The following is a 23,973-nucleotide window of genomic DNA, read 5'->3' on the forward strand; positions in this document are numbered from 1 at the left end:
CGCCCCTGACTTTCGTCAGTAACGGCCCAGTTCACCGGCCAGTAGCGTGGGGTCCGTGAACGACTCCGCGGCCCCCGGCTCCCCGGCGCCCGCGCCGCCCCCGCTCTCCCGGCCGTGGGCGCCGGTGCGCCGGCCGTCCCGCGCGGCACTGGTCAAGGACGTCCTGCTGTACGGGGTCCTGGCGTTCCCCGTCATGGTCGGCGCGGCCTCCCCGCCGCAGCCCGCGCGGGCCTCGTGGTGGCTGCAGGCGGCCGGGCTCTGCGTGCTGGCCGCCGCGATCGCGCTGGGACGCGCCTGGCCCGCCCCGGCGCTGCTCACCGTGATCACGCTGACCCTCGTCCACGGCAACTTCGTGTTCGCCATGCCCGTCCTGTCCTACCTGGCGGGCCTGCGCAGCACCCGCGCGCAGCCGCTGCTGTGGGGCTTCACCGGGGTGTTCGTCGGCGGGGCGCTGCTGTCGGCGGTCCGCGGGACGGCGGTCACCGCCTGGTTCCCCTCCACCGTCTGGCTGGTCCTGCTCGGCGTCCTGCCCTGGCTGGTCGGCCGCTACTGGCGCCAGTACCAGGAGCTGCTGAGCGCGGGCTGGGAGCGCGCCGAGCGCCTGGAGCACCAGCAGCGCATCGTCGCCGAACGCGAACGGCTCCGCGAACGCGCCCGCATCGCCCAGGACATGCACGACTCCCTCGGCCACGAGCTGGCGCTGATCGCCGTGCGCGCCGGCGCGCTGGAGGTCGCGGCGGGCCTTCAGGACCGGCACCGCGCCGCGGCCGCCGAGCTGCGCGCCGGAGCCGCCGACGCCACCGACCACCTCCGCGAGATCATCGGCCTGCTCCGCGACGACGAGGCCGAGGCCCCCGGCGCGGCGCCCGCAGAGCCGGCCCCGTCCCCGGCGCCGCCGGTGCGGCCGGCGCGCGAGAGCATCCCCGACCTGGTCGACCGCGCCCGCGCCTCCGGCGTTCCGGTCCACCTCACCGCGGACAGCGGGGCCCCCGGACTCGGGCCGATGGCCGCGCTCACCGCGCACCGCGTCGTGCAGGAGGCCATCACCAACGCCGCCAAGCACGCCCCGGGCGCCGCCGTCACCGTCACCCTCACCCCGGCCGGCGCCGGCGGGGTCACCGTCACCGTCGCCAACGACCCGCCGCCGGAGGGGCCGCCGCTGCTGCCCTCCGGCGGCCCGTCCGGCGGCCGCTCCGGCGGCCGAGGCCTGACCGGCCTCACCGACCGCGTCCGCCTGCTGGGCGGCACCCTGGACGCCGCGCCCACCCCGGACGGCGGCTTCCGCGTCACCGCCGGCATCCCCGCGGCCCCGGAACCGTCCGCCGCCCGGGCCGGGGGCAGGCCGACCGCGCGGGACGCGCTGCGCGCCGCCCTCGGCCTCACCCCCGCCGCGCCCGCCGCGGGGGAGTGGCCCTCCGAATCGGCCCGGCACCTGGCCCGCGAGCGCCGCCAGGTCCGCCGCGGACTGATCATCGCGATCGCCGCCCCCACCGCCCTGATGGCGGTCCTCGGCGCGATCATGGCGGGCTACTACGTCTTCGTCACCTTCAACTCCGTCCTGCTGCCCGCCGACTATGGCGCGATGACCACCGGCGACCCGCAGCACCGTGTCGAGCAGGCCCTGCCGCCGATGCAGACCCTCGACACCGGCACCGTCCGCACCGCCGTCCCCGAACCCGCCGGCGCCGACTGCCGCTACTACCGGCCCGACGCCAACGTGCTCGGCACGGGCCGCATCTACCGGCTGTGCTTCGCCGGCGGCCGCCTCATCGCCAAGAACGCCTACGACACCCACCAGTTGAGCGCCCAGCGCGCCCGCGACCAGGAGGACCAGTGATCCGGGCACTGCTCGCCGACGACGAGGCGATGATCCGCGCGGGCGTGCGCGCCATCCTCACCGCCGACCCCGGCATCGAGGTCGTCGCCGAGGCCGGCGACGGGCGCGAGGCCGTCGACCTGACCCTGCGGCACCGCCCCGCCGTCGCGCTCCTGGACATCCGCATGCCGCGCCTGGACGGCCTCGCCGCCGCCGCCGAACTGCGCCGCCTCGCCCCCGCCACCGGCGTCGTCATGCTCACCACGTTCGGCGAGGACGAGTACATCGCCCGCGCCCTGGCCGGCGGCGCCAGCGGCTTCCTGCTCAAGTCCGGCGACCCCCGCGAGCTGATCGCCGGGGTCCGCGCCGTCGCCGGCGGCGCCGCGTACCTGTCCCCGAAGGTCGCCCACCGCGTCATCACCCAGATCGGCGGCGGGCGCCTGGACGGCCGCGCCCGCGCCCGCCGCCGCGTCACCGCGCTCACCCCCCGCGAGAGCGAGGTGCTGGCGCTGGTCGGCGCCGGCCTGTCCAACGCCGAGATCGCCGGGCGCCTGCACGTCGTCGAGGGCACCGTGAAGGCCTATGTCAGCGCGATCCTGACCCGCCTGGACGTCCGCAACCGCGTCCAGGCCGCCGTGCTGGCCTACCAGGCCGGCCTCGTCGACGGCATCGAGGACCCCGCCTGACCCCGCCCGTGCCCGGCCGAACCGGCGGGTGCGGGCGGCGCATGCGAACGGGCCGCCCCGGGCGGCGCCGAAGCACCACCCGAGACGGCCCGTGAAACCCTGCCGCGTCCCGGCGGCCCGCTACCGGGGGCCCCGGCGCGGCGGTACGCCGCCCATCACGTCCGGCATCGTCACCGACGCGTCGTCCACCGGGCCGACCGCGCCCGCCATCGGCGCCACCGCGGCCGCGGGCGGCGGCGTCCCCAGCGGCACCTCCAGGCCCGGGCCCCGCGCCGCCACCGGGCCCGCGCCCAGCAGCACGGCGCCCGCCGCCACGCCCCGCAGCGCCTCCACCAGCGGCCGCGCCGCCAGCACCAGCACCAGCGCCGCCGCCGGCGCCACCAGCACGCCGACCAGGAACCCCGCCGCCACGTCGTGCGGGTAGTGCACGCCCACGAACACCCGCGAGAACGCCATCAGCGCCGCCAGCGGAAGCACCAGCGGCGCCATCGCCCGCCACGCCACCACGATCGCCGCCGCCGACGCCGCCGCGATCGTCGCGTGGTTGCTCGGGAACGACCAGTCGCCCTGCGCCGGGCACGCCGCGATGTGCACCGCACCCGCCACCGCGCGGCACGGACGCTCCTCCTGGATGAAGCTCTTGGACACCTCGCTCACCAGATACGCCGACACCACCGCGAACGGCGCAGCCAGCGCCAGCCCCATCGCCCGCGCGTCCAGGCCCCGGGCCCGCCACCAGCCGACCGCGAACAGCAGCGCGAACAGCAGCAGCCCCGCGTCGGTGCCCACGTCCGCGGCCTCGTGCACCCACGAGGGCGTGCCCTGCGCGAACTCGGTGATCTCCCGGTACAGATCGGCGCTGAAATCCGGCGCTCCCATGCTCTCCCTCACGCTCGCAGCGGCCCCGTGCCCGTCATCTGTCAGACAGCGAAAGGCCCGCTGATGTTCACCTTCCGGCCATAGGAGGACAACTCTTTCACCTTAGGGGGATCACTCGCCGGGCATTGGCCCCACTCGTGCGGCCGGCCTCCGCTCACCTCGCCCCGGCTCCGGCATCGGCACCGCCACCCGGCCCCCTTCCCGCCCCGGCCGCTCCCCGCCGGCGTCCACGACCCCGCGCCGGCGCCGCCGCACGAACCGCGCCGCCTCCACCGCTCCCGTCACCCCCAGAGCCAACCCGAGCCCGACCGCCACGCCCTTCAGCGGCTCGTCCTCGAACGCCACCCCGCCCACATACCCCAGCAATGCCCCGTACAGGGCCCACGACACCGCCGCCACCGCCGCGAACAGCGAGAACGACCGCAACCGGTACCCGACCGCCCCCATCGTCAACGTCACCGCCGTCCGCCCGCCCGGCACGTACCGCGCCACCACCAGGATCAGCCCGCCCCGCTCGGCCATCGTCCGCCGCGCCCACCCGAACGCCGCGTGCCGCCGCGTCCCCGGCCGCGCCCCCCGCACCAGCCGCCCGCCCGCCCGGCGACCCACCAGGTACGACACATGATCGCCCACGAACGCGCCCGCCGCCGCCAGCGCCACCACCGGCGCCAGCTCCGGCCGCCCCGACGCCGCGTACACCCCCGCCGTGATCACCATGCTCTCGCTCGGCACCACCGGGAAGAACCCGTCGAGCACCGCCACCGCGAACAGCACCAGATAGAACCACGGCGACGTCACCGCCGTGTCCAGCACACCCATGAGTCCGTCCATGAGCACGACGCTAAGGAAGCGCCACCACCCAGCGGATCCCGCGAAAGACCCCGTTCACCCCCGACTTTCGGTAGGGGGAGGAGCCCGCCCCTCAAGAGCCGGACACCACCCCGCCCTCACCCCCGAGGACGACACCCGCACCACGCGGCCTCCCGCCTCGCCCCGCGGCCCCCGGCGCGGTCCCGGAAACGATTCGCGTCCCCGGCCCCGCCTCCACCACACTTCACCTCTTGTGACCCACCTGCACATCTTCGACATGGACGGCACCCTGCTCACCGGCACCACCGCCAACCTCGAGATCGCCCGCCACCTCGGCACCCTCCCCGAACTCCACGATCTCGAAGCCCGCTTCGCCGCCGGCACCCTCGACACCCGCGGCTTCTCCACCGAGATCCACCGCCTCTGGCGCCACCTCACCCCCGACCTCGTCGCCACCGCCTACCGCGCCGCCACCTGGCTCACCGGCATCACCGACGTCTGCGCCGACATCCGCGCCCGCGGCGAGCACTCCGCCGTCATCACCATGTCGCCCGACTTCTTCGCCCGCCGCCTCCTCGACCACGGCTTCGACGACGTCGTCGCCTCCCGCTTCCCCCCGATGCCCTTCACCGGCACCCTCGACCCCGCCGGAATCCTCACCCCCGCCGACAAGGTCCGCATCACCGACGACCTCCTCGCCCGCCACCGCCTCACCACCGACCAGTGCACCGCCTACGGCGACTCCATGTCCGACGCGCCCCTGTTCCGCCACCTCACCCGCACCGTCGCCGTCAACGCCGACCACCACCTCGCCGGCATCGCCTCCCTCGACTACCGCGGCACCGACCTCCAGGCCGCCTACACCCTCGCCCGCACCCTCCACCCCGCCTGACCACCCGCCCCGGCGCAGCCCCGCGCGCACGGCCGCTGACCTGGGGGAGCGCGACGACAAGACCCGCCCCGGCACACCCCGCACCCCGCCCCCATGGCACCATCACGCAGGTGACCTGCAGACCCGCCGCCGACCCGCACCACCTGCGCGACCTCGCCCTGCTGCGCCGCGTCCGCGACCGCATCGACCGCGAATACGCCCAACCCCTCGACGTCGAAGCCCTCGCACGCGGCGTGAACATCTCCGCCGGCCACCTCAGCCGCCGGTTCCGCCAGGCCTACGGAGAATCGCCCTACTCCTACCTGATGACCCGCCGCATCGAACGCGCGATGGCCCTCCTGCGCCGCGGCGACCTCAGCGTCACCGACGCCTGCTTCGCCGTCGGCTGCTCCTCCCTGGGCACCTTCACCACCCGCTTCACCGAACTCGTCGGCATGCCCCCCGGCGCCTACCGCCGCCAGGCGGCCGACACCGCACCCGGACCCACCTCCTCCGGAACCGCCGCCGGCGTACCGTCCTGCCTGGAAAAACAGGTCACCCGACCGATCAGGAATCGAGAAGCCCCCACCCCGCCCCCGCCCCTAACCTGACACCCCATCAGCACCACGCCCACACCACCGATCGGGTAGACAGGTGCCACCGCCACGCCCCACACAGGGAGACACGACACGATGAGCAAGGCCACGAGCACGGACGCGAACCCGCCCGCGCCCCACGCCGCCGACAGCCACGACCTGATCCGCGTGCACGGCGCACGCGTGAACAACCTCAAGGACGTCGACGTCACGCTCCCCAAGCGCCGCCTCACCGTGTTCACCGGCGTCTCCGGCTCCGGCAAGAGCAGCCTGGTCTTCGGCACCATCGCCGCCGAGTCCCAACGCATGATCAACGAGACCTACAGCGCCTTCATCCAGGGCTTCATGCCCACCCTCGCCCGCCCCGACGTCGACGTCCTCGATGGCCTCACCACCGCCATCATCGTCGACCAGCAGCGCATGGGCGGCGACACCCGCTCCACCGTCGGCACCGCCACCGACGCCAACGCCATGCTCCGCATCCTGTTCAGCCGCCTCGGCGACCCCCACATCGGCTCACCCCAGGCCTTCTCCTTCAACGTCGCCTCCATCAGCGGATCCGGCGCCGTCAACTTCGAACGCGCCGGCAAGACCGTCAAAGAACGCCGCAGCTTCAGCGTCACCGGCGGCATGTGCCCCCACTGCGAAGGCACCGGCTCCACCAACGACTTCGACCTGACCGCCCTCTACGACGACACCCTCTCCCTCAACGAAGGCGCCCTCACCGTCCCCGGCCACAGCATGGACGGCTGGTACGGACGCATCTTCCGCGGCTGCGGCTACTTCGACCCCGACAAGCCCATCCGCGACTACACCCCCACCGAACTCCACGACCTCCTCCACAAGGAACCCACCAAGGTCAAGGTCGAAGGCGTCAACGTCACCTACGAGGGCCTCATCCCCAAAATCCAGAAATCCGTCCTCACCAAAGACCGCGCCTCGATGCAGCCCCACATCCGCGCCTTCGTCGACCGCGCCGTCACCTCCACCCCCTGCCCCGACTGCGACGGCACCCGCCTCAGCGACACCGCCCGCTCATCCAAGATCAACGGCATCAGCATCGCCGACGCCTGCGCCATGCAGATCAGCGACCTCGCCACCTGGGTCCGCGCCCTCGACGAACCCTCCGTCGCCCCCCTCCTCAAAGCCCTCGGCGCCACCCTCGACTCCTTCGTCGAGATCGGCCTCGGCTACCTCTCCCTCGACCGCCCCTCCGGCACCCTGTCCGGCGGCGAGGCGCAGCGCACCAAGATGATCCGCCACCTCGGCTCCTCCCTCACCGACGTCACCTACGTCTTCGACGAACCCACCATGGGCCTGCACCCCCACGACGTCCAGCGCATGAACGACCTCCTCCTGCGCCTGCGCGACAAGGGCAACACCGTCCTGGTCGTCGAACACGAACCCGAGACCATCGCCATCGCCGACCACATCGTCGACATCGGCCCCGCCGCCGGCACCGCGGGCGGCACCATCTGCTTCCAGGGCACCGTCGACGACCTGCGCACCAGCGGCACGATCACCGGCCGCCACTACGACGACCGCACCCCCCTCAAGACCGACCCGCGCACCTCCACCGGCACCCTCCAGATCCGCGGCGCCAACGCCCACAACCTCCACGACGTCGACGTCGACATCCCCCTCGGAGTCCTCGTCACCGTCACCGGCGTCGCCGGCTCGGGCAAGAGCTCCCTCATCCACAGCTCCATCCCCAAAACCGCCGGCGTCGTCTCCATCGACCAGAGCCCCATCCGCGGCTCACGCCGCAGCAACCCCGCCACCTACACCGGACTCCTCGACCCCATCCGCAAGGCCTTCGCCAAGGCCAACGGCGTCAAACCCGCACTTTTCAGCGCCAACTCCGAAGGCGCCTGCCCCAACTGCAACGGCGCCGGCGTCATCTACACCGACCTCGCCATGATGGCCGGCGTCGCCACCACCTGCGAGGAATGCGAAGGCAAACGCTTCCAGGCCGACGTCCTGCACTACACCCTCGGCGGCAAGAACATCAGCGACGTCCTCGCCATGCCCGTCGAGCAGGCCGAACAGTTCTTCGCCGCCGGCGACGCCCGCACCCCCGCCGCCCACCGCGTCCTGCGCCGCCTCGCCGACGTCGGCCTCGGCTACCTCACCCTCGGCCAACCCCTCACCACCCTGTCCGGCGGCGAGCGCCAGCGCCTCAAACTCGCCACCCACATGGCCGAGGACGGCGGCGTCTACGTCCTCGACGAACCCACCGCCGGCCTCCACCTCGCCGACGTCGAACACCTCCTCGGCCTCCTCGACCGCCTCGTCGACTCCGGCAAGTCCGTCATCGTCATCGAGCACCACCAGGCCGTCATGGCCCACGCCGACTGGATCATCGACCTCGGCCCCGGCGCCGGCCACGACGGCGGACGCATCGTCTTCGAAGGCACCCCCGCGGACCTCGCCGCCGCCCGCTCCACCCTCACCGGCGAACACCTCGCCGCCTACATCCAGACCTGACCCGCACACACCCGCACACACAGCGGCCGCACAGGAACACCTCCCTGCGCGGCCGCTTCACACACCCACCCCGCCGACCCGCCTCACCCGCCGCGCCGGCCCTCCGCCAGATACGCGTCCAGCACCTCCGCCACCGGACGAGGAAGCGGCACATCCCGCAACTCCGTCCGCTGATCCGCACGCCGCTCCGTCCGCAACCCGCCCCGCTGCTTCGACCGCACCGTCACCGCCTGCATCGGATTCAACTGCACCCACCCCGCCACCACCGCATGCCGGAAGCTGAACATCGGCAGGACGTACCCGCCGGACGCCACCCTCCGCCACCGACAGAACCCCGTAAGATCGACAACATGGGGGAGAGGGCACTGTTCGACCAGATCAGCGAGATCGTCCGCGGATCCACACCGCCCCGCCTCGGCCACCCCCGCCTGCTCGTCCGCCACAACGGCGTCAAAGCCTGGTTCGGCGACCCCGCACCCCAACGCGAGCACTACGAAGCCCAGATCATCCCCGCCGCACTCGCCCCCGGCGCCCGCCACCACGCCATCGAGATCGGCTTCCACGCCGAACACCCCGCCGAACCCGACAACGACGCCGCCCTCGCCCGCCTGCTCGCCACCGAACCCGCATGGCGCGCCGACCTCGGCGACGAACCCCGCACCGGCGCCTTCCTCGGCCGCGCCACCTGGCGCCGCATCTCCGAGACCTGGCCCGACACCGACCTCACCAGCCCCGACATCCCCTTCGACATCGGCGTCCGCCTCGTCGACTACATCCGCGCCCTGGAACCCCACCGCCAACGGGTATGACCACCCGCACGCGTCCACCGGACCGGGGGAGGGGCCCGTGCTCATCGGCACATCAGGATGGCAGTACTCCGACTGGCGCGACGTCCTCTACCCGCCCGGCCTCGCCCAGCCACGCTGGCTACGCCACTACGCCGACACCTTCGCCACCGTCGAGAACAACAACGCCTTCTACCGCCTGCCCTCCCGCGAAACATTCGAGCGATGGCGCGCCGACACCCCGCCCGGATTCGTCATGGCCGTCAAAGCCAGCCGCTACCTCACCCACATGAAACGCCTGAAAGACCCGGCAGAACCGGTCGCGCGCCTCATGGACGCCGCCGCCGGCCTGGGGGAGCGCCTCGGCCCCGTCCTGCTCCAACTCCCACCCACCCTGCGCGCCGACACCGACCGCCTCGCCGCCTGCCTGCGCCGCTTCCCAGACGGCACCCGCATCGCCGTCGAACCCCGCCACCCGTCCTGGTGGACGCACGAAACCCGCCGCGCCCTGGAACACCACCGCGCGGCCCTCTGCTGGGCCGACCGCCTCGGCGAGGCGCAGACACCCCTGTGGCGCACGACCGACTGGCTCTACCTCCGCTTCCACGAAGGCCCCGCCGAACCCTGGCCCGAATACGACGACGACACCCTCCAACGCTGGGCCGCCGAACTCGGCGGGGGAGAGGACGACGCCTACGTCTACTTCAACAACGACCCCGGCGGCGCCGCCGTCCGCAACGCCCTGCGCTTCACCGACCTCATCGGGTGATCGCCGCCGCGACCAGGTCCGCGAGCCGCTGCGCTGTGTCGAAATGGGGAGTGAGACGCGTCTTGGTCAACGCGAAGGAAGTACCGGTGGCGGCCTCGGCGTAAACGTAGCTGCCGCCCCCACCGACCCAGCCGAACGCGGTAGGCGTCTCCTCCGGCCGAGTACCGAGGCGGCCGAGCGGATAGCCCAACCCCAGCCGCACACGATTACCGAAGACCTGGTCGGTGCCCTCGAAGGCCACCGCCGTCAACTCCTCCAACTGGCGCGAATCGACGAGCCGGCCGTCCAGGACCGCGGCGTTCACGGCGGCGATTCCCCGCGCGGTGAAGGTGCCGACCGACGGGACGTCCGCCTGGAGGATCTCGTCGCTGTTCCCCATGGCCGCAGTCGGCCGCATCTCCCAGGGCGCAAGAACGGCATCGCCGTCAGGCGCAGCGACCGGGGGAGGCGCGGCATCCTCCAGCCGCGCCAGCCGGGCCAAGTCGGTTCGGGGGACACCGAAATACAGGTCGCCCTCGACGCCCAGGGGCACGATGACCCATTCACGCAGGAGCTCCCGCATCGTCTTGCCCGTGGCCCGACGAGCGACCTCGCCGACGAGGAAGCCATAGGTGAACGAGTGGTACCCCGTCTCAGTCCCGGGCCGCCACCGCGGTTCGGCGTCGGCGATCGCCGCGCAGACCCGCGACCAGTCGGTCAGGTCGCCGGGCCCGATGCCCCGAGGCATCGCCGGCACACCGGTCGAGTGTGTGAGCACGTGGCGGAACGTCACGTCCGCCTTGCCGTGGGCACCGAACTCCGGCCACACCTCGACCACCGGCGTGTCGTACCCGACGGCGCCGGACCCGACGAGCAGGTGCGCGATCAGCGAAGCCATGACCTTGCCGGTGGAGAAGCTGAAGAACGGCGTCTGCGGGGTCACTCTGCGCCCTGACCGGCGGTCCGCCACCCCGGCGACGGCATCGACGGCAAGGGTGCCGCGATCGTAGACGGCCACCTGCAACCCGGTTTCGGCCCCGGTGCCCACCAGTTCGTCGAGGACGCCCTGGACCTGCTGCTGCAACGAGGGCGTCATCGTCACCGGCTCGGCCACATGTAGCGGGTCTGGCTCGACACCGGCAGCTTGCCGAAAGCGAAACCGGCGCTCGGCGCGACCCGGTAGAGCCTCACCTCGCCGGCGATGACGGCCTCGCCCAGCCGATACCAGGTGCCCTCAGGGCTGGTCAGATGCGCGCCGTACTTGCGCTCGAGGTCCGCGACGGCCTGTTCACGGTCCGAGCGCTCGTCCACCACGGACGCGCGGCCCTCGATGACGACGTCCACACCGGTCAAAGCATGGGTGCCAGTCGTCAGCACGCACTGGGAGTTGTGCTCGAGATTGCGCGCCTTGCGCTCCTGGCCGCCCGTGGTGAAGCACATGCCGCCCAGGCTCCACACCGCCAGCAACGGCGTCACGTGCGGTCGCCCGCCCGGCCGCACGGTGGAAAGCCAGAACACCTCCGCCTCGCCGATCAAGGCCAGAGCCGACGCCCACGGCGTCGCCTGCGCGCCCGGAGACGAGAACGGCCCGAGCTCGGCATCCGGTTCACGGTAGGCCATGTCACATCCTTTGATCATGAGGCGCCCCTGGCCGACGTGAAGCGGCCGGCCCGGCACATCCTCCGGTCAGGTGTCGCGCGCCGTCCTGGTGATGACCCGAACTCGCCGAGAAACTCATCGGTCCGCGCCCGGCGAGGGGTGCTGATAGTACGCGCCGAAGATTCAACGGATTTCCCTGACCTGCACTGATATGCGTTTTGAGGGCGGCTGACGGTCCAGGCCGCTACGGTTCGTACCGTTTGCGCGACGGTAGGGATCGTGGGGTGGACGGGTGGCGACACGGCTGTTCTCCGATCCTGTTCACCCGCGAACAGTGGCTGCCGCGGCGGCGTGAGTTCTGCGCCCTGGTCGGCAAGCCCGCCGGGGCCGAGGACGCGATCGCCCAGGGCAAGCAGGAGCTGCACGCGGCGCTGGCGGAACTGGAGACGGTGCTGGCCGAGGCGCAGCCGGGCGACACCGGCGCGGTCCGGCTCGACGACGGCCGCCTGGTGATCCCGCCGCTGAGCGCCGAGGACGTCCCGGCCGAGGCCAGGGCGCTGCGGGAGGAGCTGGCGGCGATGCTGCCGCTCGCGCCGATCGCCAATGCCACCAACCTGGGGCTGACACGGATGGCCGAGGCCCGCGGGGCGCGGACCTGGGAAAGATCACCTTGGTCCGCGACGACACCCCCACCGCGACCAGCGGTACCGGCACGCGTGCCCGCTGCTGACCGCCCGGGTGGAACGAGGACCTGGTCCGCCCCAGGCCCGCGGCGTCCCCGGCGAACTGCTGGCCCACATCTCCCTTCGGCGTCATCACCGTCGACGTCGAAGAGGAACTCGCCAAACTCGACGCGGCTGGCGGCTGGCGGCTTGCGCCCGCTGCGCCCGCAGGACCCCGGCCTGCTCTGGACCTGACCGCGCCGCGAGCATGATGTGACAGGGAATGGCCCATTCCCTGTCACGACCGCATCCGGACGAGCACGTTCACCTGCGCTGCTGACAATGGCCCGTAGGGTCGGAAGCGACACATTTCCTGTCACATCCGACGGCCCGGCCGGGAACCGGGACGTACCCTTCTCCGCGTCTCGCAGTGACCGCCCGCCCCCGACCGTCCTCTTTCCCCAACGCGAACCGGTGACCAGGACATGAGCGGATCCGACAGCCACAACGCCGAGCGGGACCGCACCCCGCCCCAGCCCAGGCCACAGGAGTCGGCGCCCGAGGAGCCCTCGCGGCCGGAGCCGCAGACCGACCCGCCTCACACCGCCCCGCTACACCGCCGATTCGTGCCCCGGCGTTCGGGCCCGATGATCACACCGCCGTCCCAGGCCGAGGTGGACCGGCTTCCCGCCGAGGTGCGGATGGAGCTGAGGAGCCGGCAACGGGCCGAACGGCACCAGTGGCTCAACTCGCTGGGCATCCTGTTCGGTGTGCTGTTCACCGCGGGCAGCCTGCTGGCCACCGGGCTGGCGCTGCGCACCGCCCGCGAGGACCTGCGCACCTCCCAGGACAACCTGCGCGTCGCCCAGGAAAGCCAACTCACCGACCGGTACGCCAAAACCCTCGAAGCCCTCGCCAGCGACGACACCACCATCCGCCTGGGCGCCATCCACGCGTTCACCCGGCTACTGGAGGACTCCCCCCGCGACCGCGCCGCCATCACCGCCCTGCTGGCCGGCTTCATCCGCGACCACGACCCCACCGACAAGGTCAAAGACCTGCCCGCCGAGCCTGCCGTCGACATCGCCGCCGCCCTCACCGCCCTGGCCGACAACCCCTACCCCACACCACGCCTCGACCTCCACGGCGTCCGCACCCCCAACGCCCAAGTGCACAATGCCCACTTTTCCAAAGTGGACTTCACCGGCGCGGACCTGTCCGGCGCGGGCCTGTCGGGCGCGGACTTGACCGACGCGTATCTGAACCTCGCGAACCTGCGCGGCGCGAACCTGCGCGGCGCGGATCTGACCCGCGCGTATCTGAACGGCGCGAACCTGTCCGGCGGGAGGCTGCGCAGCGCGAACCTGCGCGGTGCGTACCTGGGCGGCGCGCGACTGATGGATGCGGAGCTGATCGAGGCGGACCTGCGCGGCGCGAATCTGTACGGCGCGGACCTGCGCGGCGCGAACCTGACCCTCACGGACCTGCGCGGCGCGGACCTGCGCGGCGCGGACCTGTCCAGTGCATATGGTGTGCCGGGCCCCCCCGAACTCCGCCGGATCGCGGTGACCGATGAGAAGACCCGGTGGTGACACCGACCGTCGGGGCCGTGCTCAGGGCCGGTGGCCGTGGCCTTGGAATGGCAGTCAGGCGATCCCGAGGGGGAAGGGCGCACGCGCTGGGTGAAGTTCCTGCCGTTCAGACAGCGGGAGGCTGAACAGTGTCCACTCACAAGGTTTCGGGAGTCGGCGTGACCTTGGCCGAGGCGGCCGAAGCGTTCCTTGCCCGCCGCGACCTGGACGCCGACACTCTGCGCTCCTACGGACAGGCCCTGCGGCGGCTGCGCCGCGAACTCGGCGACACCGTCCCGCTCGGCCAGGTGTCCGCCGAGCAGGCCGCCGCGGTGTTCACCGCCGCCTGGGACGGCGCGGCGGCACGGACCTGGAACCGGCACCGCTCGGCGCTGCGCTCCTTCACCACCTGGGCCGCCGGCCGCGGCTGGATCACCACTGACCCGGCCGCCTTCATCGAACGGCGCCCCGAAACCCGCGACCGTACCCGCGCCATCGACCGCCACATCGTTACCGCGATCCTGGACCGCCGCGACGTCGCACTGCGAGACAAGACGCTGCGGCGGCTGCTCTACGAGTCGGCGGCCCGCGCCGACGAGGTCCTGGCCTTCAACATCGATGAGCTGGACCTGGGCGGCAAACGCGGCCGAATCACCGGCAAGGGCGGCACCGTCCGGTGGATCCACTGGCAGTCCGGCACCGCCCGCCTGCTGCCGCGCCTCATCGACGGCCGCACCAGCGGTCCGCTGTTCCTGGCCGACCGGCGGCCTGCCCCGGCCCGTACGCCCGCGGCCGCTGACCTGTGCCCGCACACCGGCCGGGGCCGGCTGTCGTACGAGCGTGCCGAATATCTGTTCAAACAGGACACCCGACAGCACGACCCCCGCCGACGCGGATTCACCCTCCACCAGCTACGGCACTCCCGGCTCACCCACCTGGCCGAAGACGGTTGGTCAGCCCCCATGCTGATGGCGCTGTCCGGACACGAGAACATCCGCAGCCTGGCCATCTACACCAACATCAGCACCGAAGCCGTCGGCGCCGCCCTCGCCGAGCAGGACCCGGGCCGACACCGCAACCGCTGACGAGTCCACCCGGCCCTCGATCCATTACGTCGGAGGTCATCGCCGCGGCCCGGTTCGAGCTGGCAGGGTTGCTCGCCGATCCCACCGCACATCCACGGAGGCCGACCATGTCCCGACCTGCCACGCCGACGAGCACGCGCGCCGCGGTGGAGGAACTGCTGCGCCGCATCGGCGAAGGCGACCCCGACCGGATCGCCGCCATGTACGCCGAGCACAGCGACTGGAAGCTCGACTGGCCCGAGACCGAGCACGGCCGCGCCGCCACGCCCTGGATCCGCCACCGGTACAGCCGCGCCGACGCCGCCGCGCACTACCGGCAGATCGCCGAGCACCACCTTCCCGACAAGGTCGACACCCAGGTCGAGCGCATCCTCGTTGACGGCGACGACGCGGTGGTCCTGGGCGAGATCCGGCAGACCGCCCGGTCCACCGGGCGCGACTACCGCGCCCGGTTCGCCCTGCACCTCACGGTCGAGAACGGCCTGGTCGTCCGGCACCACGTCTACGAGGACAGCCTCGCCGTCGCCCAAGCCTTCGCACCCTGACCACCCCCGGGCCGGTTCCGTCGACGCCGCCGGTCGGCCAGACTGGTCCGGTGAATGATCTCGCCCGGCCGCCGCGTCTGATACCGCCCACGACAGCGGTGCGCGAGTCGTTCCTGGCCGGGGAGCGGGCCGACCATCTGGCGACCGGCGACCCGACGGACTGGCTCGACGAGGCCCACCAGGACTTCGAGGCCTTCGTGGCGCGCCGGCGCGGCGTCCAGGAGCGGTGGGGCGTCCCGTCCACGACGTTCTGGTACGTCTCGGGCGAGCACTACATCGGGACGCTCATCGTGCGGCACCGCCTGACGCCGGAGCTCGCCGAGGTCGGAGGGCACATCGGGTACCACGTCGTCTTCCCGTGGCGGCGGCGAGGGCACGCCACGCGGATGCTCACGGCTGGACTGGCCGAATGCCGCCGGCTCGGGCTTGCGCGCGTGCTGCTGACGTGCGCCGCCGGCAACGAGCCGTCGCGGCGGGTCATCCTCGCCAATGGCGGCGTCCACGACGGCCGCGCCCGCGGCGAGGACCGCTTCTGGATCGACCTGGCCGCCGAGCAACCACCGCAAGCCACCTGACCTGCCCCACGGCAGCGCGGCACCACAGCGCCCGACGATCCGCTCGGGCTGCCTACGCCCGCATGCGGCCCCGGGAACGCGGGCACCTCGCCGAACGCGCCGCGATCAGACCAGGCCACCATCGGCGAAGCTCTCACAGGAGCGGGAATGCTCATCCGCCTCCTTCAGCACATCAAGGAGCTGGCCGGGGCTGCAGTCCCAACCTCTGCAGATCCCGCTCGACCCGTTGACCATGCCGACCACCAGACCGCCGCCGTCCAGCGGAATCACGTCGACAACGTCGTTGCGGCCATCGACAAGGTCGACACGCAGGTAGGGCCGGACATCGTCGACGCCCCAGAGCGGAATCGCTCCATGGGACCATCGCACCCGATATCCGAAGGGCCTCGCCCAAACACGTACCACCGTCTCCACCTGCGCCAGCTGAGGATCAGTGGTTCCCTGCGGAAGCTCCGCCTCATTCATACAGGACTCCGGCAAGCCCGATCGTCCTCGACGCACACCCCAGCCCACCGCCAGCCGGCAACAGGCTGCCGTGACGCCTCAACCGTTCCTCGCCCATGGGATGGATCTATCAGACTGGGCCGTGCCGCTCAGCATGGTGTCGGGGGTGGGTGAAGGCGGACACGTCACAGGTACCCAGGAACTTGCCCGCGCCGTAACCGTCGCAGGGCCGGTCGAAGCTGACCGCGCTCGCCCGATCGTCCTCCCACTCCCGCCGGGCCCCTGTACAGGCCGTAACCGCCCCACATGTTGTAGGCCATGCCACATGGTCGTCGCGTTCAGCGCGACGAGGCGTCCCGCGGCGCTGGGCGAACGGACGGTCACCGGCATATACCGCCGCGCTCCCGAGGCGGCTTTCAGCATGATCAAGTAGCTTCCCCCGGGCCACCCGGAGGTGGGCACGATCAGCGACGGCGACCGCCGCCACGGAGCCGACACCGTCCGGGTCGCCTCGTCGACAGAGGTGCCCGCCTGCCGGACCCCGGGGGAGCCCGGACCGTCACACCCGGCGCGGCCTGGGCGCCGCCGTACCAGCCCATCCTGAAGGCCTGGGCAGTGAACCCGGAGGTCGTGGTGGAAACGCTCGCCGGGGCGCATGCTGACGTGACCGGCGTAGCCCTCGATCTCGTGCGCGGATCCCATGCTGGGGGAGTCCTCCCCGTCCTGACGGGCTGGAAGCTGCAGCGCCGAGCAACGGACCCCAAACCGGTGGTCATCAACCGCGGATCAGGACCTGTGGTTGCGGCGGCTGGTGATTTCGGTGTGCTCGGGACGCCGGGTGAGCGCTTCGGCGGAGCCGAGCTGCCAGGGGACGCTGGTGACCATGACGCCCGGCCGGAAGAGCAGCCGTGCCGTGAGCCGCAGCGCGCTCTGGTTGTGCAGGAGTTGCTCCCACCAGTGGCCGACGACGTATTCGGGGACGAACACGCAGACCACGTCGCGGGGGCTTCTCCGGCGGATCCGGCCAACGTAGTCCAGGACGGGCCCGGTGATGTCCCGGTATGGGGAGTCCAGGACGGTCAGCGGCACGGGAACGCCGTAGCGGTCCCACTGCTCTTGGAGTTCCTCGGTCTCCCCGGCGGACGTGCGGACTGTCACTGCGGTGAGGGTGGACGGGTGGGTCGCACGGGCGAAGGCGATGGCGCGCAGGGTGGGGGTGTGCAGCTTGGAGACCAGCACGACGCCGTGCACGCGGCTCGGCAGCGAGACGGCATCCTCGGACGGCGCCAGCTCAGCGGCGATCTGCTCGTAGTGGCCGTGGATGCCCTTCATCGTCATGAAGACCAGGGGCATCGCGATGACGACGATCCACGCGCCGTGGGTGAACTTGGTGACCAGGACGACGATCAGCACCGCCGTGGTGAGGACCGCGCCGACTGCGTTGATCAGGCGGGCGCGATGCAGCCGGGCGCGGTGCCGGCGGACGGTCCGCGGCCCGGTTTCGCCGCCCGGCGCGGGCCCTTGCCTCAGGAGCGCCGTCCAGTGCCGGACCATGCCGGTCTGGCTGAGTGTGAAGGAGACGAAGACGCCGATGATGTAGAGCTGGATCAGGCGGGTCGTGCTGGCGTTGAACGCCCAGATCAGCGCGCTGGCGAGCACGGCGAGGATCACGATCCCGTTGCTGAACACCAGCCGGTCGCCGCGCCGGGAGAACTGCCTGGGCAGGAAGCCGTCCTCGCCGAGGATGCTGGCGAGGATCGGGAAACCGTTGTAAGCGGTGTTGGCCGCCAGCACCAGGATGGCGGCTGTGAACCCGGCGACGAGGTAGAACAGCAAAGACCCGGAACCGGAGACCGCGGCGGCGATCTGGGTGATCACGGTCTTCTGTTCGTAGCCGGCGGGCGCGCCGGTCAGTAGCCGGGGGTTGTCCGCGATCCGTACGTGCGAGGCCAGGGCGAGCCCCGTGATTCCGGCGAAGATCGTGATGGTCAGCGCACCCATGATCGTCAGGGTGGCGGCGGCGTTCGCGCTCTTGGGGGGCTTGAAGTTGGGGACGCCGTTGCTGACGGCCTCGACCCCGGTGAGCGCCGTGCAGCCCTGGGAGAACGCGCGCAGGAGCAGCGCGACGGCCAGCAGCCCGGTCGTGCCGTGTGAGGGCTGGATGCCGAAGTGCGCGGACTCGGCCTCCGGTGTGTGACCGGCCACCAACCGCCCGACGCCCAAAAGGATCATGATGCCTGCTGCGGCGACGAACCCGTAGGTCGGGATCGCGAAGATCGTCCCGGATTCTCTGATCCCGCGAAGGTTGATGATCGCCAGCAGCGCGATCAGGCCGACGCAGATCTGCACCGAGTGGGGCGCCAGCGCGGGCATTGCCGACGCGAGGTTGGCGACTCCGGCGGCCACCGACACCGCCACGGTCAGCACGTAGTCGACCAGCAGGGCGCTGGCGGCGACCAGCGAGGCGTTGACGCCGAGGTTCTCCCGGCTGACGACGTAGGCGCCGCCGCCGTTGGGGTAGCCGTAGCAGGTCTGCCGGTAGGACAGCACGACCACGGTCAGCAGGATGATGACCGCGGCGGCGATCCACGGCGTGAGATGGATCAGCGCCAGCCCGCCCGCGCTGAGCGCCAGCAGGATCTCCTCGGTGGCGTAGGCGTTGGACGACAGAGGGTCGCTGCAGAACACCGGCAGCGCGAGCTTCTTGGGCAACAGCGTCCGGCCGAGTTGCCCGCTGCGCAGTGGCCGGCCGAGCAGGAACCGTTTCGGAAGGCTCATCCCGCGTCAGCGGACGGACGCGTCTGCGCTCGGCGCAGGTCGAGGGCCGCGAAGCCGAGCAGCACCGCGACGGCGGCGCCTTCCAGGGCGAGCCCGATGCCGGACCGGTAGCCGTACTCGTGGAACCCGAACAGACTGGCCTGCTCGCTGGTCAGCAGACCGGTGACCGTGCCCAGCGCGAACAACGCCGCGCCGAGCGCCACGAGCGTGTGCGGCGCGCGGCCGGACACGGGCACCGACCGGACGCCGGGCAGCGACCGCAGCGGGCTCGCCAGGACGAGTCCCAGCACCACCGCCCCGGCGAAGTCGAGTGCGAAGCGCGCGCCGATGGTGGGGATGCCCCGGTAACGGTTGGCCGGGTACTCGTGCAGATGGACGGAGCCGATGCCGAACAGCGGCAGGACGCCCAGGTAGCGCAGCAGATGAGGCAATGGGGTGCGGCCCCTCCCGTCCACCAGGATCTGCCCGAGCGACGGCACCCGCTCCGTGCGGATCTCCGCCCGGCCGGGGTGCAGCGGGTTCGTCGCCATCGCGCAGCCGGCGGCCACCAACACCGCGATGGCCACAGGTGCACTCCGGAGCCGGGCCGTGGACCGACGGCCCATGTCAGTGGCCGCCCGTCGACTCGACCTTGTTGCCGGACGCCGACAGCACGTACCACCCGGCGCCGAACTGGTTGAGAGCCTGCCCCTTCGCGCTGCCGGGGGTGCTGCCGTCGGGTGCGTTCACCGGAGGCCACACTGCCGCGCACGCCCCAGCACAGGACGACGTGCCGCCCTTGTCTCTTCGAACAGGTAGACCCGTCCGGCCTTGACCGCCGCCGCATCCGGCGGCGACCGCCGGTACCGCCGCCGCGATGACGGCCGGCCCTCCTGTGATCATTCGCGGTGGGCACCGCCGTGTCCGCGCGACCGGAACAGTCGCGCCGACCGGGTCGGCCAGCAGCGCCTTGGCCATTCGCAAACCTTTCCCGAAACGCGACCCGGTGGGCCGATATCTCTGGCTCCTGCCGCCACATACCCCCCTGGCCAGCCCGCGAACTGTCAATTCCCGGCCGTTACCTGCTCTTTTCCTTACGGTCACGGTGGTCAACCAGCGATTCTGCGGGAATGGTGATCGACGGAACTTTCGCGCACATACAGTGACAGAAAGGGAGGCGCGGAATGGTTCGCCCTCGGGCGACGGCGCCGCTCGGCCTGACGCTGGTCTTCCTCGCTCACGGCTGTACTGGCGATCGCGCTGGCGCTGCGGGGCGCTCGCGGCGCGGGGCGCACCGCTGGACCGTCCTCACGGCGACACCTGGCCCCTTTCATCCTGCGCTGCCACAAGCGCCTGCTCTTCTCGCCGACCGCCGGGACGCTCTCGGATTCCGCCACGTCGGCGGCGTCGGGCTGGCGTCCGGCGATCCGGTGGGCGCCCCCGCGGCGTCCCTGCCGGGCGTGGCGGGCGTTCCTGGAACTGTTTCGGGAACGGTCGACCGCCTGGCGGACGTTGCGCATCCGCCGGCTCGTCAGCGAGAACGCGGCGACGTCGATGATCGCCTCGTCGCCGCTGTAGAGCACGTGCATCCCGAACCGCCGGTAGAGGGTCAGGCGGTCGGCGCGGGCGGCAGGCACCGCCGGACGCCAGCCGTGCCGGTCCACGCGGGCCTCACCAGCCAGATCCTCCGCGGCCTGGACTCGCGGCAACGCCGCGCACTGCTGCGCGTCGCCGATGCACAGCTCGGCGCGGCCCGGGAGCCCAGGTTCTCGATGGCGCTGGGAGAACTACCCAGCGGCGCGAACCGCGACCTCGCGACGTTCCGCACCCTGCTCGACAGCGGCGACATCCCTCCGGAGCAGACGGCCACGGCCTGGTTACTACGGCACATCGACGAGGGCGACATCGTGCGGGTAGCGGACTCCTCGCGGCCCGCCCTCTGGTACCGCGTCTGGCCCGTCGCGCGGCGCTCTCAGGCACGCGGCGCCGTTCGGCCGCGACCACGTTGCGGGCCACGCCGTCCAGCCAGCCGACCTCCGACCCCGCCGCAGGCCGGTAGGTGTGCGCCGACTCGATGACCGCCGGCAACACCTCGGCGGTCAGGTCGGCGCCGGTGTGCGGGTCGTCGACCCTGCGGGCCACGAACCGGTCCACCGCCTCGACGTGCCGCCGGTAGAACTTCTCGAACTGCGCTGGGTCACGTCCCACGCGGGCGAGGCCGTCGTCGGATCCGACCAGGCACTCACCTCATCAAGGAGTCCGTCGCGGTGCAACAGAAGCGCGATCTCCAGGGCTGCCATGGCGGCGGCACTATGGCTGCTCGCCCCTATTAGCTGCTCGTACTCCGCCCGGACGACATCGATGCTTGGCGACCCGCCATCACATGCCCAGTCACGATCAAGGATCGTAGGGCATTCCTGCGGCAGCCAGCGTCACGACAGGGTCGCCTCCCCTCGGCCAAGGCCCGCGTAGCAGGCGATCATCGAGTCGAAGGGAGTCGATAGCCCATTGCGCCCCGCTGCTCGGCTCAGTGCAGGCCGGAGACAATCACCTCATGTGGTCGCCGTGCGCCGTAACAGCGCCGCAAGGCATCGACGACCATATGCCAACCGTGCAAGCGCGGAACGCTCCGCGGGCACACACACCCGCCCCGACCCTCGGGCGTCGCGACGCCCGGCGCTACGGCACCCCCGGCATCAGCCGCGCCCTCACCGCCGCCGGCCAAGCACTCGACGACCCCCGACCGGCCCAGACCGCCACCACCGCCCAGGCCGATCGCATCGCCGACCAGTGGGACACCCAAGGACCGCTTCATTGCCATGGCACCGCCGGAGTCCTGCAAGCGGCACGCAGCCACCCCGCTACCGCCGACCTGGCAACTACCGCCCTGACCAAGGCGTTCGACCCCCGACACCTCTTCAGTACTTCGCCGAGCGGCTCCCGGCCACTCTGGACACCCGCGCCCGAAACGGCGTGGTTGGTGCTCGGCCACAACCGGTCCTAGGATCGCCGGGTGAAGGTCCGATCTCTCGCTTTTCGCACTGATCTGTTGCTTCGCCGTCTGGCCGGCTCGGTCATCCTGGACCGCCCGTCTCACCAGGTGGTCAGGACGCCCGCTAACCCGTTCTTCTGGTGGGGCAACTTCGTGCTCGTCGCGCCCAATGCGCTTCCGGAGGCTCCTGCCCTGTTCGCGGCGGAATTCCCGGAGGCGTCTCACCTAGCAATCGGGGTGGACGGGACCGAGGGCGAGGCGGGCCGGCACGCAGAATGGGAACGCTTCGGAATCAGCGTCGAGACCGACACAGTCCTCACGGCCTCCTCTCTCAAAGTCCCCGCACGGCCAGCACAAGCCGACCTGCGCACGCTGACCGAAGGCGACTGGGAACAGGCGGCACGCCTGCGGTACGCGTGCGATGAGTCGGAACCGTCGGAGGAGAACACCGCGTTCCGGACGGCGAAACTCGCTGAGGAACGACGGCTGTGTGAGGCGGGCGACATCACCTGGTTCGGCGCGTTCGTGGATGGTGAGATGCGCGCGGGCCTGGGTGTCGTCCTCGACGGCCAAGGACTCGCTCGCTACCAGCGCGTCGAGACCCATCCCGCCTTCCGCCGACGCGGCCTGGCCTCCTCACTCGTCCACTTCGCCGGAGTGGAGGCCCTGGCCAAGGGAGTCCGAACACTCGTGATCGTCGCAGATCCGGATGCCGAGGCGATCGGGATTTACCGATCACTCGGATTCACCGACACCGAACGCCAAGTCAAGCTTCAGCGCACGGTCGACGCGTCCTTGAAGGATCTGGAAGAGGCGCGAAGCCTCGCGCCACATAATCCGCAAGTCGAGTTGAACTAGAAGCCGACGCAACACGCCCCGACAGGTTCATCTGGAACGGACAGGCCCGGCCGACCCGGCGCATCTGACGCCGCGCAGGTCCGAGCACCGGCCCCGCATCAGGTCCGGTGAGGCGGGACACAGGCGGGATCATGAATGGGTTGGTGTCCGTGAAGGCCAGGCAGGTCCGACGGAGCCCCGCGCGGTTGTCATCCGCGGAGTAGGGCGTTCAGGAGGGTGAATAGCTGGGCTTTGGTCCCACTCAGGTCGCCGCGTTGGCCGGGACTCGCCGGCCTGGCCGCCGGCGGACTGTGGCCGTACGAATCCCTCACGGCCGAACGTCTCCCGGCAAGCCATCGCCGAACGCATTGCCGGCACCCTCAGAGGCGACTGAGGCGCCCGCCGTCGCCGACATCTGCCCCGTCACCCGCCGGGGCCGCCTGCCCTACCCGCGCGCGGAGCACCTGTTCAAGACCGCCTCGGCCGAACTCGACCCGCACGGGTCCGGATGGACGCTGCACCAACTGCGGCACTCGGCCCTGACGCACTAGCGGCCGCCGGACGTCAGCCGTCGAACTACAGGCCAAGTCCCGCCACGCCCACCTGGGCAGCCTCGGCTCCAAGTTCAGGTGAGCGAGAGGCCGTGGCCCCGATTGATCTGCTTGCGGCCCGCTTGACAAGATCGCACAATGGTTTTCGGTCATGATTTCGAACTGGAGGGGCCGGGTGCCTCGGTGCACTCCTGGAACTGGGTGGGCACAGCGACAAGGACGGCCGTTCGAGCGCGCGCCTTTACCTGCTGCCGAACGGAGATCTGACGCTCTACCTCGTGGACAGCGGCTATGGCGTCATGATGCAGATCGGGGAATCGGTGCTGGAGTGGCGGCGGTGGACGACGATTGCCGCCGCGGACGTCCCCCGCCTGGTCGGGGAGGACGCCGCCGATCCGCTGGAGGCCGTGCGCGCGGCCGTGGTGGGGGAGGGGCAGGAGAGGAACGACGCGTCGACCATCGCGGGCCGACTGGTCCGGTGGCTCGACGAGCGGGACGTGGCGTACGTGTTCCGGCAGTTCGACTACGACGGCTGACCGGCTCCCGCGCAGGGATCGCCCCGGCCGGGTCTCACAAACCGACGTGAGACCCGAGAAACCGGCCAGGGGCCTTTGCGACAGTGAGACGTCCGTTAGCGGCACGACCCCGGCGGACTGATTGTGCGCAGCCTGATCTGG

General features: G+C 71.6%; 28 protein-coding genes. 16 read left to right on the forward strand and 12 right to left on the reverse strand.

Features of this window, described 5'->3' with window-relative positions:
* Positions 1-55: 55 nt before the first annotated feature.
* Together ACQEU6_RS06395 and ACQEU6_RS06400 are read left to right on the forward strand one after the other, a co-directional pair.
* Positions 56-1,837 (forward strand): sensor histidine kinase, encoded by a 1,782-nt coding sequence (locus ACQEU6_RS06395; protein ID WP_499329662.1) that lies wholly within the window; start codon positions 56-58, stop codon positions 1,835-1,837.
* Positions 1,834-2,502 (forward strand): response regulator, encoded by a 669-nt coding sequence (locus tag ACQEU6_RS06400; RefSeq protein ID WP_499329663.1) that lies wholly within the window; start codon positions 1,834-1,836, stop codon positions 2,500-2,502. Before ACQEU6_RS06395 ends, ACQEU6_RS06400 begins: the two co-directional genes overlap by 4 nt.
* A 120-nt stretch (positions 2,503-2,622) precedes the next feature.
* Here the strand turns inward: ACQEU6_RS06400 and ACQEU6_RS06405 are convergent, their stop codons facing one another.
* Both ACQEU6_RS06405 and ACQEU6_RS06410 read right to left on the reverse strand, forming a co-directional pair.
* On the reverse strand, positions 2,623-3,381 hold the full coding sequence (locus ACQEU6_RS06405) for a phosphatase PAP2 family protein (protein ID WP_499329664.1): 759 nt from the start codon (positions 3,379-3,381) through the stop codon (positions 2,623-2,625).
* A 111-nt stretch (positions 3,382-3,492) separates the two neighbouring features.
* Complete coding sequence (locus ACQEU6_RS06410; RefSeq protein ID WP_499329665.1) at positions 3,493-4,212, reverse strand: DedA family protein; 720 nt, start codon at positions 4,210-4,212, stop codon at positions 3,493-3,495.
* A gap of 232 nt (positions 4,213-4,444) precedes the next feature.
* On the opposite strand from ACQEU6_RS06410, the gene ACQEU6_RS06415 reads away from it, so the two are divergent.
* From ACQEU6_RS06415 to ACQEU6_RS06425, 3 genes are all read left to right on the forward strand, one after another.
* Entirely contained in the window at positions 4,445-5,083 is a 639-nt protein-coding gene (locus ACQEU6_RS06415) for an HAD family hydrolase (RefSeq protein ID WP_499329666.1), read from the forward strand.
* 101 nt (positions 5,084-5,184) lie between these two features.
* Positions 5,185-5,673, forward strand: coding sequence for a helix-turn-helix transcriptional regulator (locus tag ACQEU6_RS06420; protein WP_499340105.1), 489 nt, complete (start codon positions 5,185-5,187; stop codon positions 5,671-5,673).
* Between the two features lie 81 nt (positions 5,674-5,754).
* Complete coding sequence (locus tag ACQEU6_RS06425; protein WP_499329667.1) at positions 5,755-8,145, forward strand: ATP-binding cassette domain-containing protein; 2,391 nt, start codon at positions 5,755-5,757, stop codon at positions 8,143-8,145.
* Positions 8,146-8,228: 83 nt separating this feature from the next.
* Here the strand turns inward: ACQEU6_RS06425 and ACQEU6_RS06430 are convergent, their stop codons facing one another.
* Positions 8,229-8,432, reverse strand: coding sequence for a hypothetical protein (locus ACQEU6_RS06430; RefSeq protein WP_499329668.1), 204 nt, complete (start codon positions 8,430-8,432; stop codon positions 8,229-8,231).
* A 63-nt stretch (positions 8,433-8,495) separates the two neighbouring features.
* Here ACQEU6_RS06430 and ACQEU6_RS06435 point away from each other — a divergent pair, with 63 nt between their 5' ends.
* On the forward strand, positions 8,496-8,954 hold the full coding sequence (locus tag ACQEU6_RS06435) for a hypothetical protein (RefSeq protein WP_499329669.1): 459 nt from the start codon (positions 8,496-8,498) through the stop codon (positions 8,952-8,954).
* Positions 8,955-8,991: 37 nt separating this feature from the next.
* Complete coding sequence (locus ACQEU6_RS06440; RefSeq protein ID WP_499329670.1) at positions 8,992-9,699, forward strand: DUF72 domain-containing protein; 708 nt, start codon at positions 8,992-8,994, stop codon at positions 9,697-9,699.
* Here ACQEU6_RS06440 and ACQEU6_RS06445 read toward each other — a convergent pair.
* Together ACQEU6_RS06445 and ACQEU6_RS06450 are read right to left on the reverse strand one after the other, a co-directional pair.
* Complete coding sequence (locus ACQEU6_RS06445) at positions 9,689-10,792, reverse strand: serine hydrolase domain-containing protein (protein WP_499329671.1); 1,104 nt, start codon at positions 10,790-10,792, stop codon at positions 9,689-9,691. The two genes, ACQEU6_RS06440 and ACQEU6_RS06445, sit on opposite strands and share 11 nt — an antisense overlap.
* Positions 10,777-11,298 carry a pyridoxamine 5'-phosphate oxidase family protein gene (locus ACQEU6_RS06450; RefSeq protein ID WP_499329672.1) on the reverse strand — a complete coding sequence of 174 codons (522 nt, stop codon included), beginning with the start codon at positions 11,296-11,298 and terminating at the stop codon, positions 10,777-10,779. Before ACQEU6_RS06450 ends, ACQEU6_RS06445 begins: the two co-directional genes overlap by 16 nt.
* Positions 11,299-11,561: 263 nt before the next feature.
* Between ACQEU6_RS06450 and ACQEU6_RS06455 the strand changes: the two genes are divergently transcribed.
* The 5 genes from ACQEU6_RS06455 to ACQEU6_RS06475 all read left to right on the forward strand — a co-directional run bounded on the left by ACQEU6_RS06455 (position 11,562) and on the right by ACQEU6_RS06475 (position 15,715).
* Entirely contained in the window at positions 11,562-12,194 is a 633-nt protein-coding gene (locus ACQEU6_RS06455) for a hypothetical protein (RefSeq protein ID WP_499329673.1), read from the forward strand.
* Positions 12,195-12,424: 230 nt separating this feature from the next.
* Positions 12,425-13,531 (forward strand): pentapeptide repeat-containing protein, encoded by a 1,107-nt coding sequence (locus tag ACQEU6_RS06460; protein WP_499329674.1) that lies wholly within the window; start codon positions 12,425-12,427, stop codon positions 13,529-13,531.
* A 158-nt stretch (positions 13,532-13,689) separates the two neighbouring features.
* Complete coding sequence (locus ACQEU6_RS06465; protein ID WP_499329675.1) at positions 13,690-14,595, forward strand: tyrosine-type recombinase/integrase; 906 nt, start codon at positions 13,690-13,692, stop codon at positions 14,593-14,595.
* A gap of 107 nt (positions 14,596-14,702) precedes the next feature.
* Positions 14,703-15,140 carry a nuclear transport factor 2 family protein gene (locus ACQEU6_RS06470; RefSeq protein ID WP_499329676.1) on the forward strand — a complete coding sequence of 146 codons (438 nt, stop codon included), beginning with the start codon at positions 14,703-14,705 and terminating at the stop codon, positions 15,138-15,140.
* A 50-nt stretch (positions 15,141-15,190) separates the two neighbouring features.
* Entirely contained in the window at positions 15,191-15,715 is a 525-nt protein-coding gene (locus tag ACQEU6_RS06475; protein WP_499329677.1) for a GNAT family N-acetyltransferase, read from the forward strand.
* Between the two features lie 105 nt (positions 15,716-15,820).
* Here the strand turns inward: ACQEU6_RS06475 and ACQEU6_RS06480 are convergent, their stop codons facing one another.
* From ACQEU6_RS06480 to ACQEU6_RS06510, 7 genes are all read right to left on the reverse strand, one after another.
* Positions 15,821-16,180 (reverse strand): hypothetical protein, encoded by a 360-nt coding sequence (locus tag ACQEU6_RS06480; RefSeq protein ID WP_499329678.1) that lies wholly within the window; start codon positions 16,178-16,180, stop codon positions 15,821-15,823.
* A gap of 78 nt (positions 16,181-16,258) precedes the next feature.
* Entirely contained in the window at positions 16,259-16,861 is a 603-nt protein-coding gene (locus ACQEU6_RS06485; RefSeq protein WP_499329679.1) for a N,N-dimethylformamidase beta subunit family domain-containing protein, read from the reverse strand.
* An 84-nt stretch (positions 16,862-16,945) separates the two neighbouring features.
* On the reverse strand, positions 16,946-18,937 hold the full coding sequence (locus ACQEU6_RS06490; RefSeq protein ID WP_499329680.1) for an APC family permease: 1,992 nt from the start codon (positions 18,935-18,937) through the stop codon (positions 16,946-16,948).
* Positions 18,934-19,503: a hypothetical protein gene (locus ACQEU6_RS06495; RefSeq protein ID WP_499329681.1), complete on the reverse strand. Its 570-nt coding sequence runs from the start codon at positions 19,501-19,503 to the stop codon at positions 18,934-18,936. The genes ACQEU6_RS06490 and ACQEU6_RS06495 overlap by 4 nt, the downstream gene beginning before the upstream one ends.
* A 40-nt stretch (positions 19,504-19,543) precedes the next feature.
* Complete coding sequence (locus tag ACQEU6_RS06500) at positions 19,544-19,666, reverse strand: hypothetical protein (RefSeq protein WP_499329682.1); 123 nt, start codon at positions 19,664-19,666, stop codon at positions 19,544-19,546.
* A gap of 359 nt (positions 19,667-20,025) precedes the next feature.
* The gene (locus tag ACQEU6_RS06505) at positions 20,026-20,580 is read right to left on the reverse strand and encodes a phosphatidylglycerol lysyltransferase domain-containing protein (RefSeq protein WP_499329683.1); all 555 of its coding nucleotides are present in this window, start codon (positions 20,578-20,580) and stop codon (positions 20,026-20,028) included.
* A gap of 7 nt (positions 20,581-20,587) precedes the next feature.
* Complete coding sequence (locus ACQEU6_RS06510; RefSeq protein ID WP_499329684.1) at positions 20,588-21,124, reverse strand: RNA polymerase sigma factor; 537 nt, start codon at positions 21,122-21,124, stop codon at positions 20,588-20,590.
* A gap of 394 nt (positions 21,125-21,518) precedes the next feature.
* Here ACQEU6_RS06510 and ACQEU6_RS06515 point away from each other — a divergent pair, with 394 nt between their 5' ends.
* The 4 genes from ACQEU6_RS06515 (at position 21,519) to ACQEU6_RS06530 (ending at position 23,832) form a co-directional block, all read left to right on the forward strand.
* Positions 21,519-21,920, forward strand: a complete 402-nt coding sequence (locus tag ACQEU6_RS06515) for a lanthionine synthetase LanC family protein (RefSeq protein WP_499340106.1) — start codon at positions 21,519-21,521, stop codon at positions 21,918-21,920.
* 9 nt (positions 21,921-21,929) lie between these two features.
* Positions 21,930-22,766, forward strand: a complete 837-nt coding sequence (locus ACQEU6_RS06520) for a GNAT family N-acetyltransferase (RefSeq protein ID WP_499329685.1) — start codon at positions 21,930-21,932, stop codon at positions 22,764-22,766.
* 347 nt (positions 22,767-23,113) lie between these two features.
* Entirely contained in the window at positions 23,114-23,296 is a 183-nt protein-coding gene (locus tag ACQEU6_RS06525; protein ID WP_499329686.1) for a hypothetical protein, read from the forward strand.
* Positions 23,297-23,574: 278 nt separating this feature from the next.
* Positions 23,575-23,832 carry a hypothetical protein gene (locus ACQEU6_RS06530; protein WP_499329687.1) on the forward strand — a complete coding sequence of 86 codons (258 nt, stop codon included), beginning with the start codon at positions 23,575-23,577 and terminating at the stop codon, positions 23,830-23,832.
* The last annotated feature ends 141 nt before the right edge of the window (positions 23,833-23,973 follow it).

Source organism: Spirillospora sp. CA-108201 (assembly GCF_050936235.1).
Taxonomy (GTDB): Bacteria; Actinomycetota; Actinomycetes; order Streptosporangiales; family Streptosporangiaceae; genus Spirillospora.

Coding starts and splice junctions, on each gene's coding strand:
- ACQEU6_RS06480 (WP_499329678.1), bottom strand. CDS start 16,180: ATGAATGAGGCGGAGCTTCCGCAGGGAACCACTGATCCTCAGCTGGCG.
- ACQEU6_RS06460 (WP_499329674.1), top strand. CDS start 12,425: ATGAGCGGATCCGACAGCCACAACGCCGAGCGGGACCGCACCCCGCCC.
- ACQEU6_RS06410 (WP_499329665.1), bottom strand. CDS start 4,212: ATGGACGGACTCATGGGTGTGCTGGACACGGCGGTGACGTCGCCGTGG.
- ACQEU6_RS06485 (WP_499329679.1), bottom strand. CDS start 16,861: ATGGGATCCGCGCACGAGATCGAGGGCTACGCCGGTCACGTCAGCATG.
- ACQEU6_RS06425 (WP_499329667.1), top strand. CDS start 5,755: ATGAGCAAGGCCACGAGCACGGACGCGAACCCGCCCGCGCCCCACGCC.
- ACQEU6_RS06450 (WP_499329672.1), bottom strand. CDS start 11,298: ATGGCCTACCGTGAACCGGATGCCGAGCTCGGGCCGTTCTCGTCTCCG.
- ACQEU6_RS06430 (WP_499329668.1), bottom strand. CDS start 8,432: ATGTTCAGCTTCCGGCATGCGGTGGTGGCGGGGTGGGTGCAGTTGAAT.
- ACQEU6_RS06515 (WP_499340106.1), top strand. CDS start 21,519: ATGCCAACCGTGCAAGCGCGGAACGCTCCGCGGGCACACACACCCGCC.
- ACQEU6_RS06490 (WP_499329680.1), bottom strand. CDS start 18,937: ATGAGCCTTCCGAAACGGTTCCTGCTCGGCCGGCCACTGCGCAGCGGG.
- ACQEU6_RS06470 (WP_499329676.1), top strand. CDS start 14,703: ATGTCCCGACCTGCCACGCCGACGAGCACGCGCGCCGCGGTGGAGGAA.
- ACQEU6_RS06405 (WP_499329664.1), bottom strand. CDS start 3,381: ATGGGAGCGCCGGATTTCAGCGCCGATCTGTACCGGGAGATCACCGAG.
- ACQEU6_RS06435 (WP_499329669.1), top strand. CDS start 8,496: ATGGGGGAGAGGGCACTGTTCGACCAGATCAGCGAGATCGTCCGCGGA.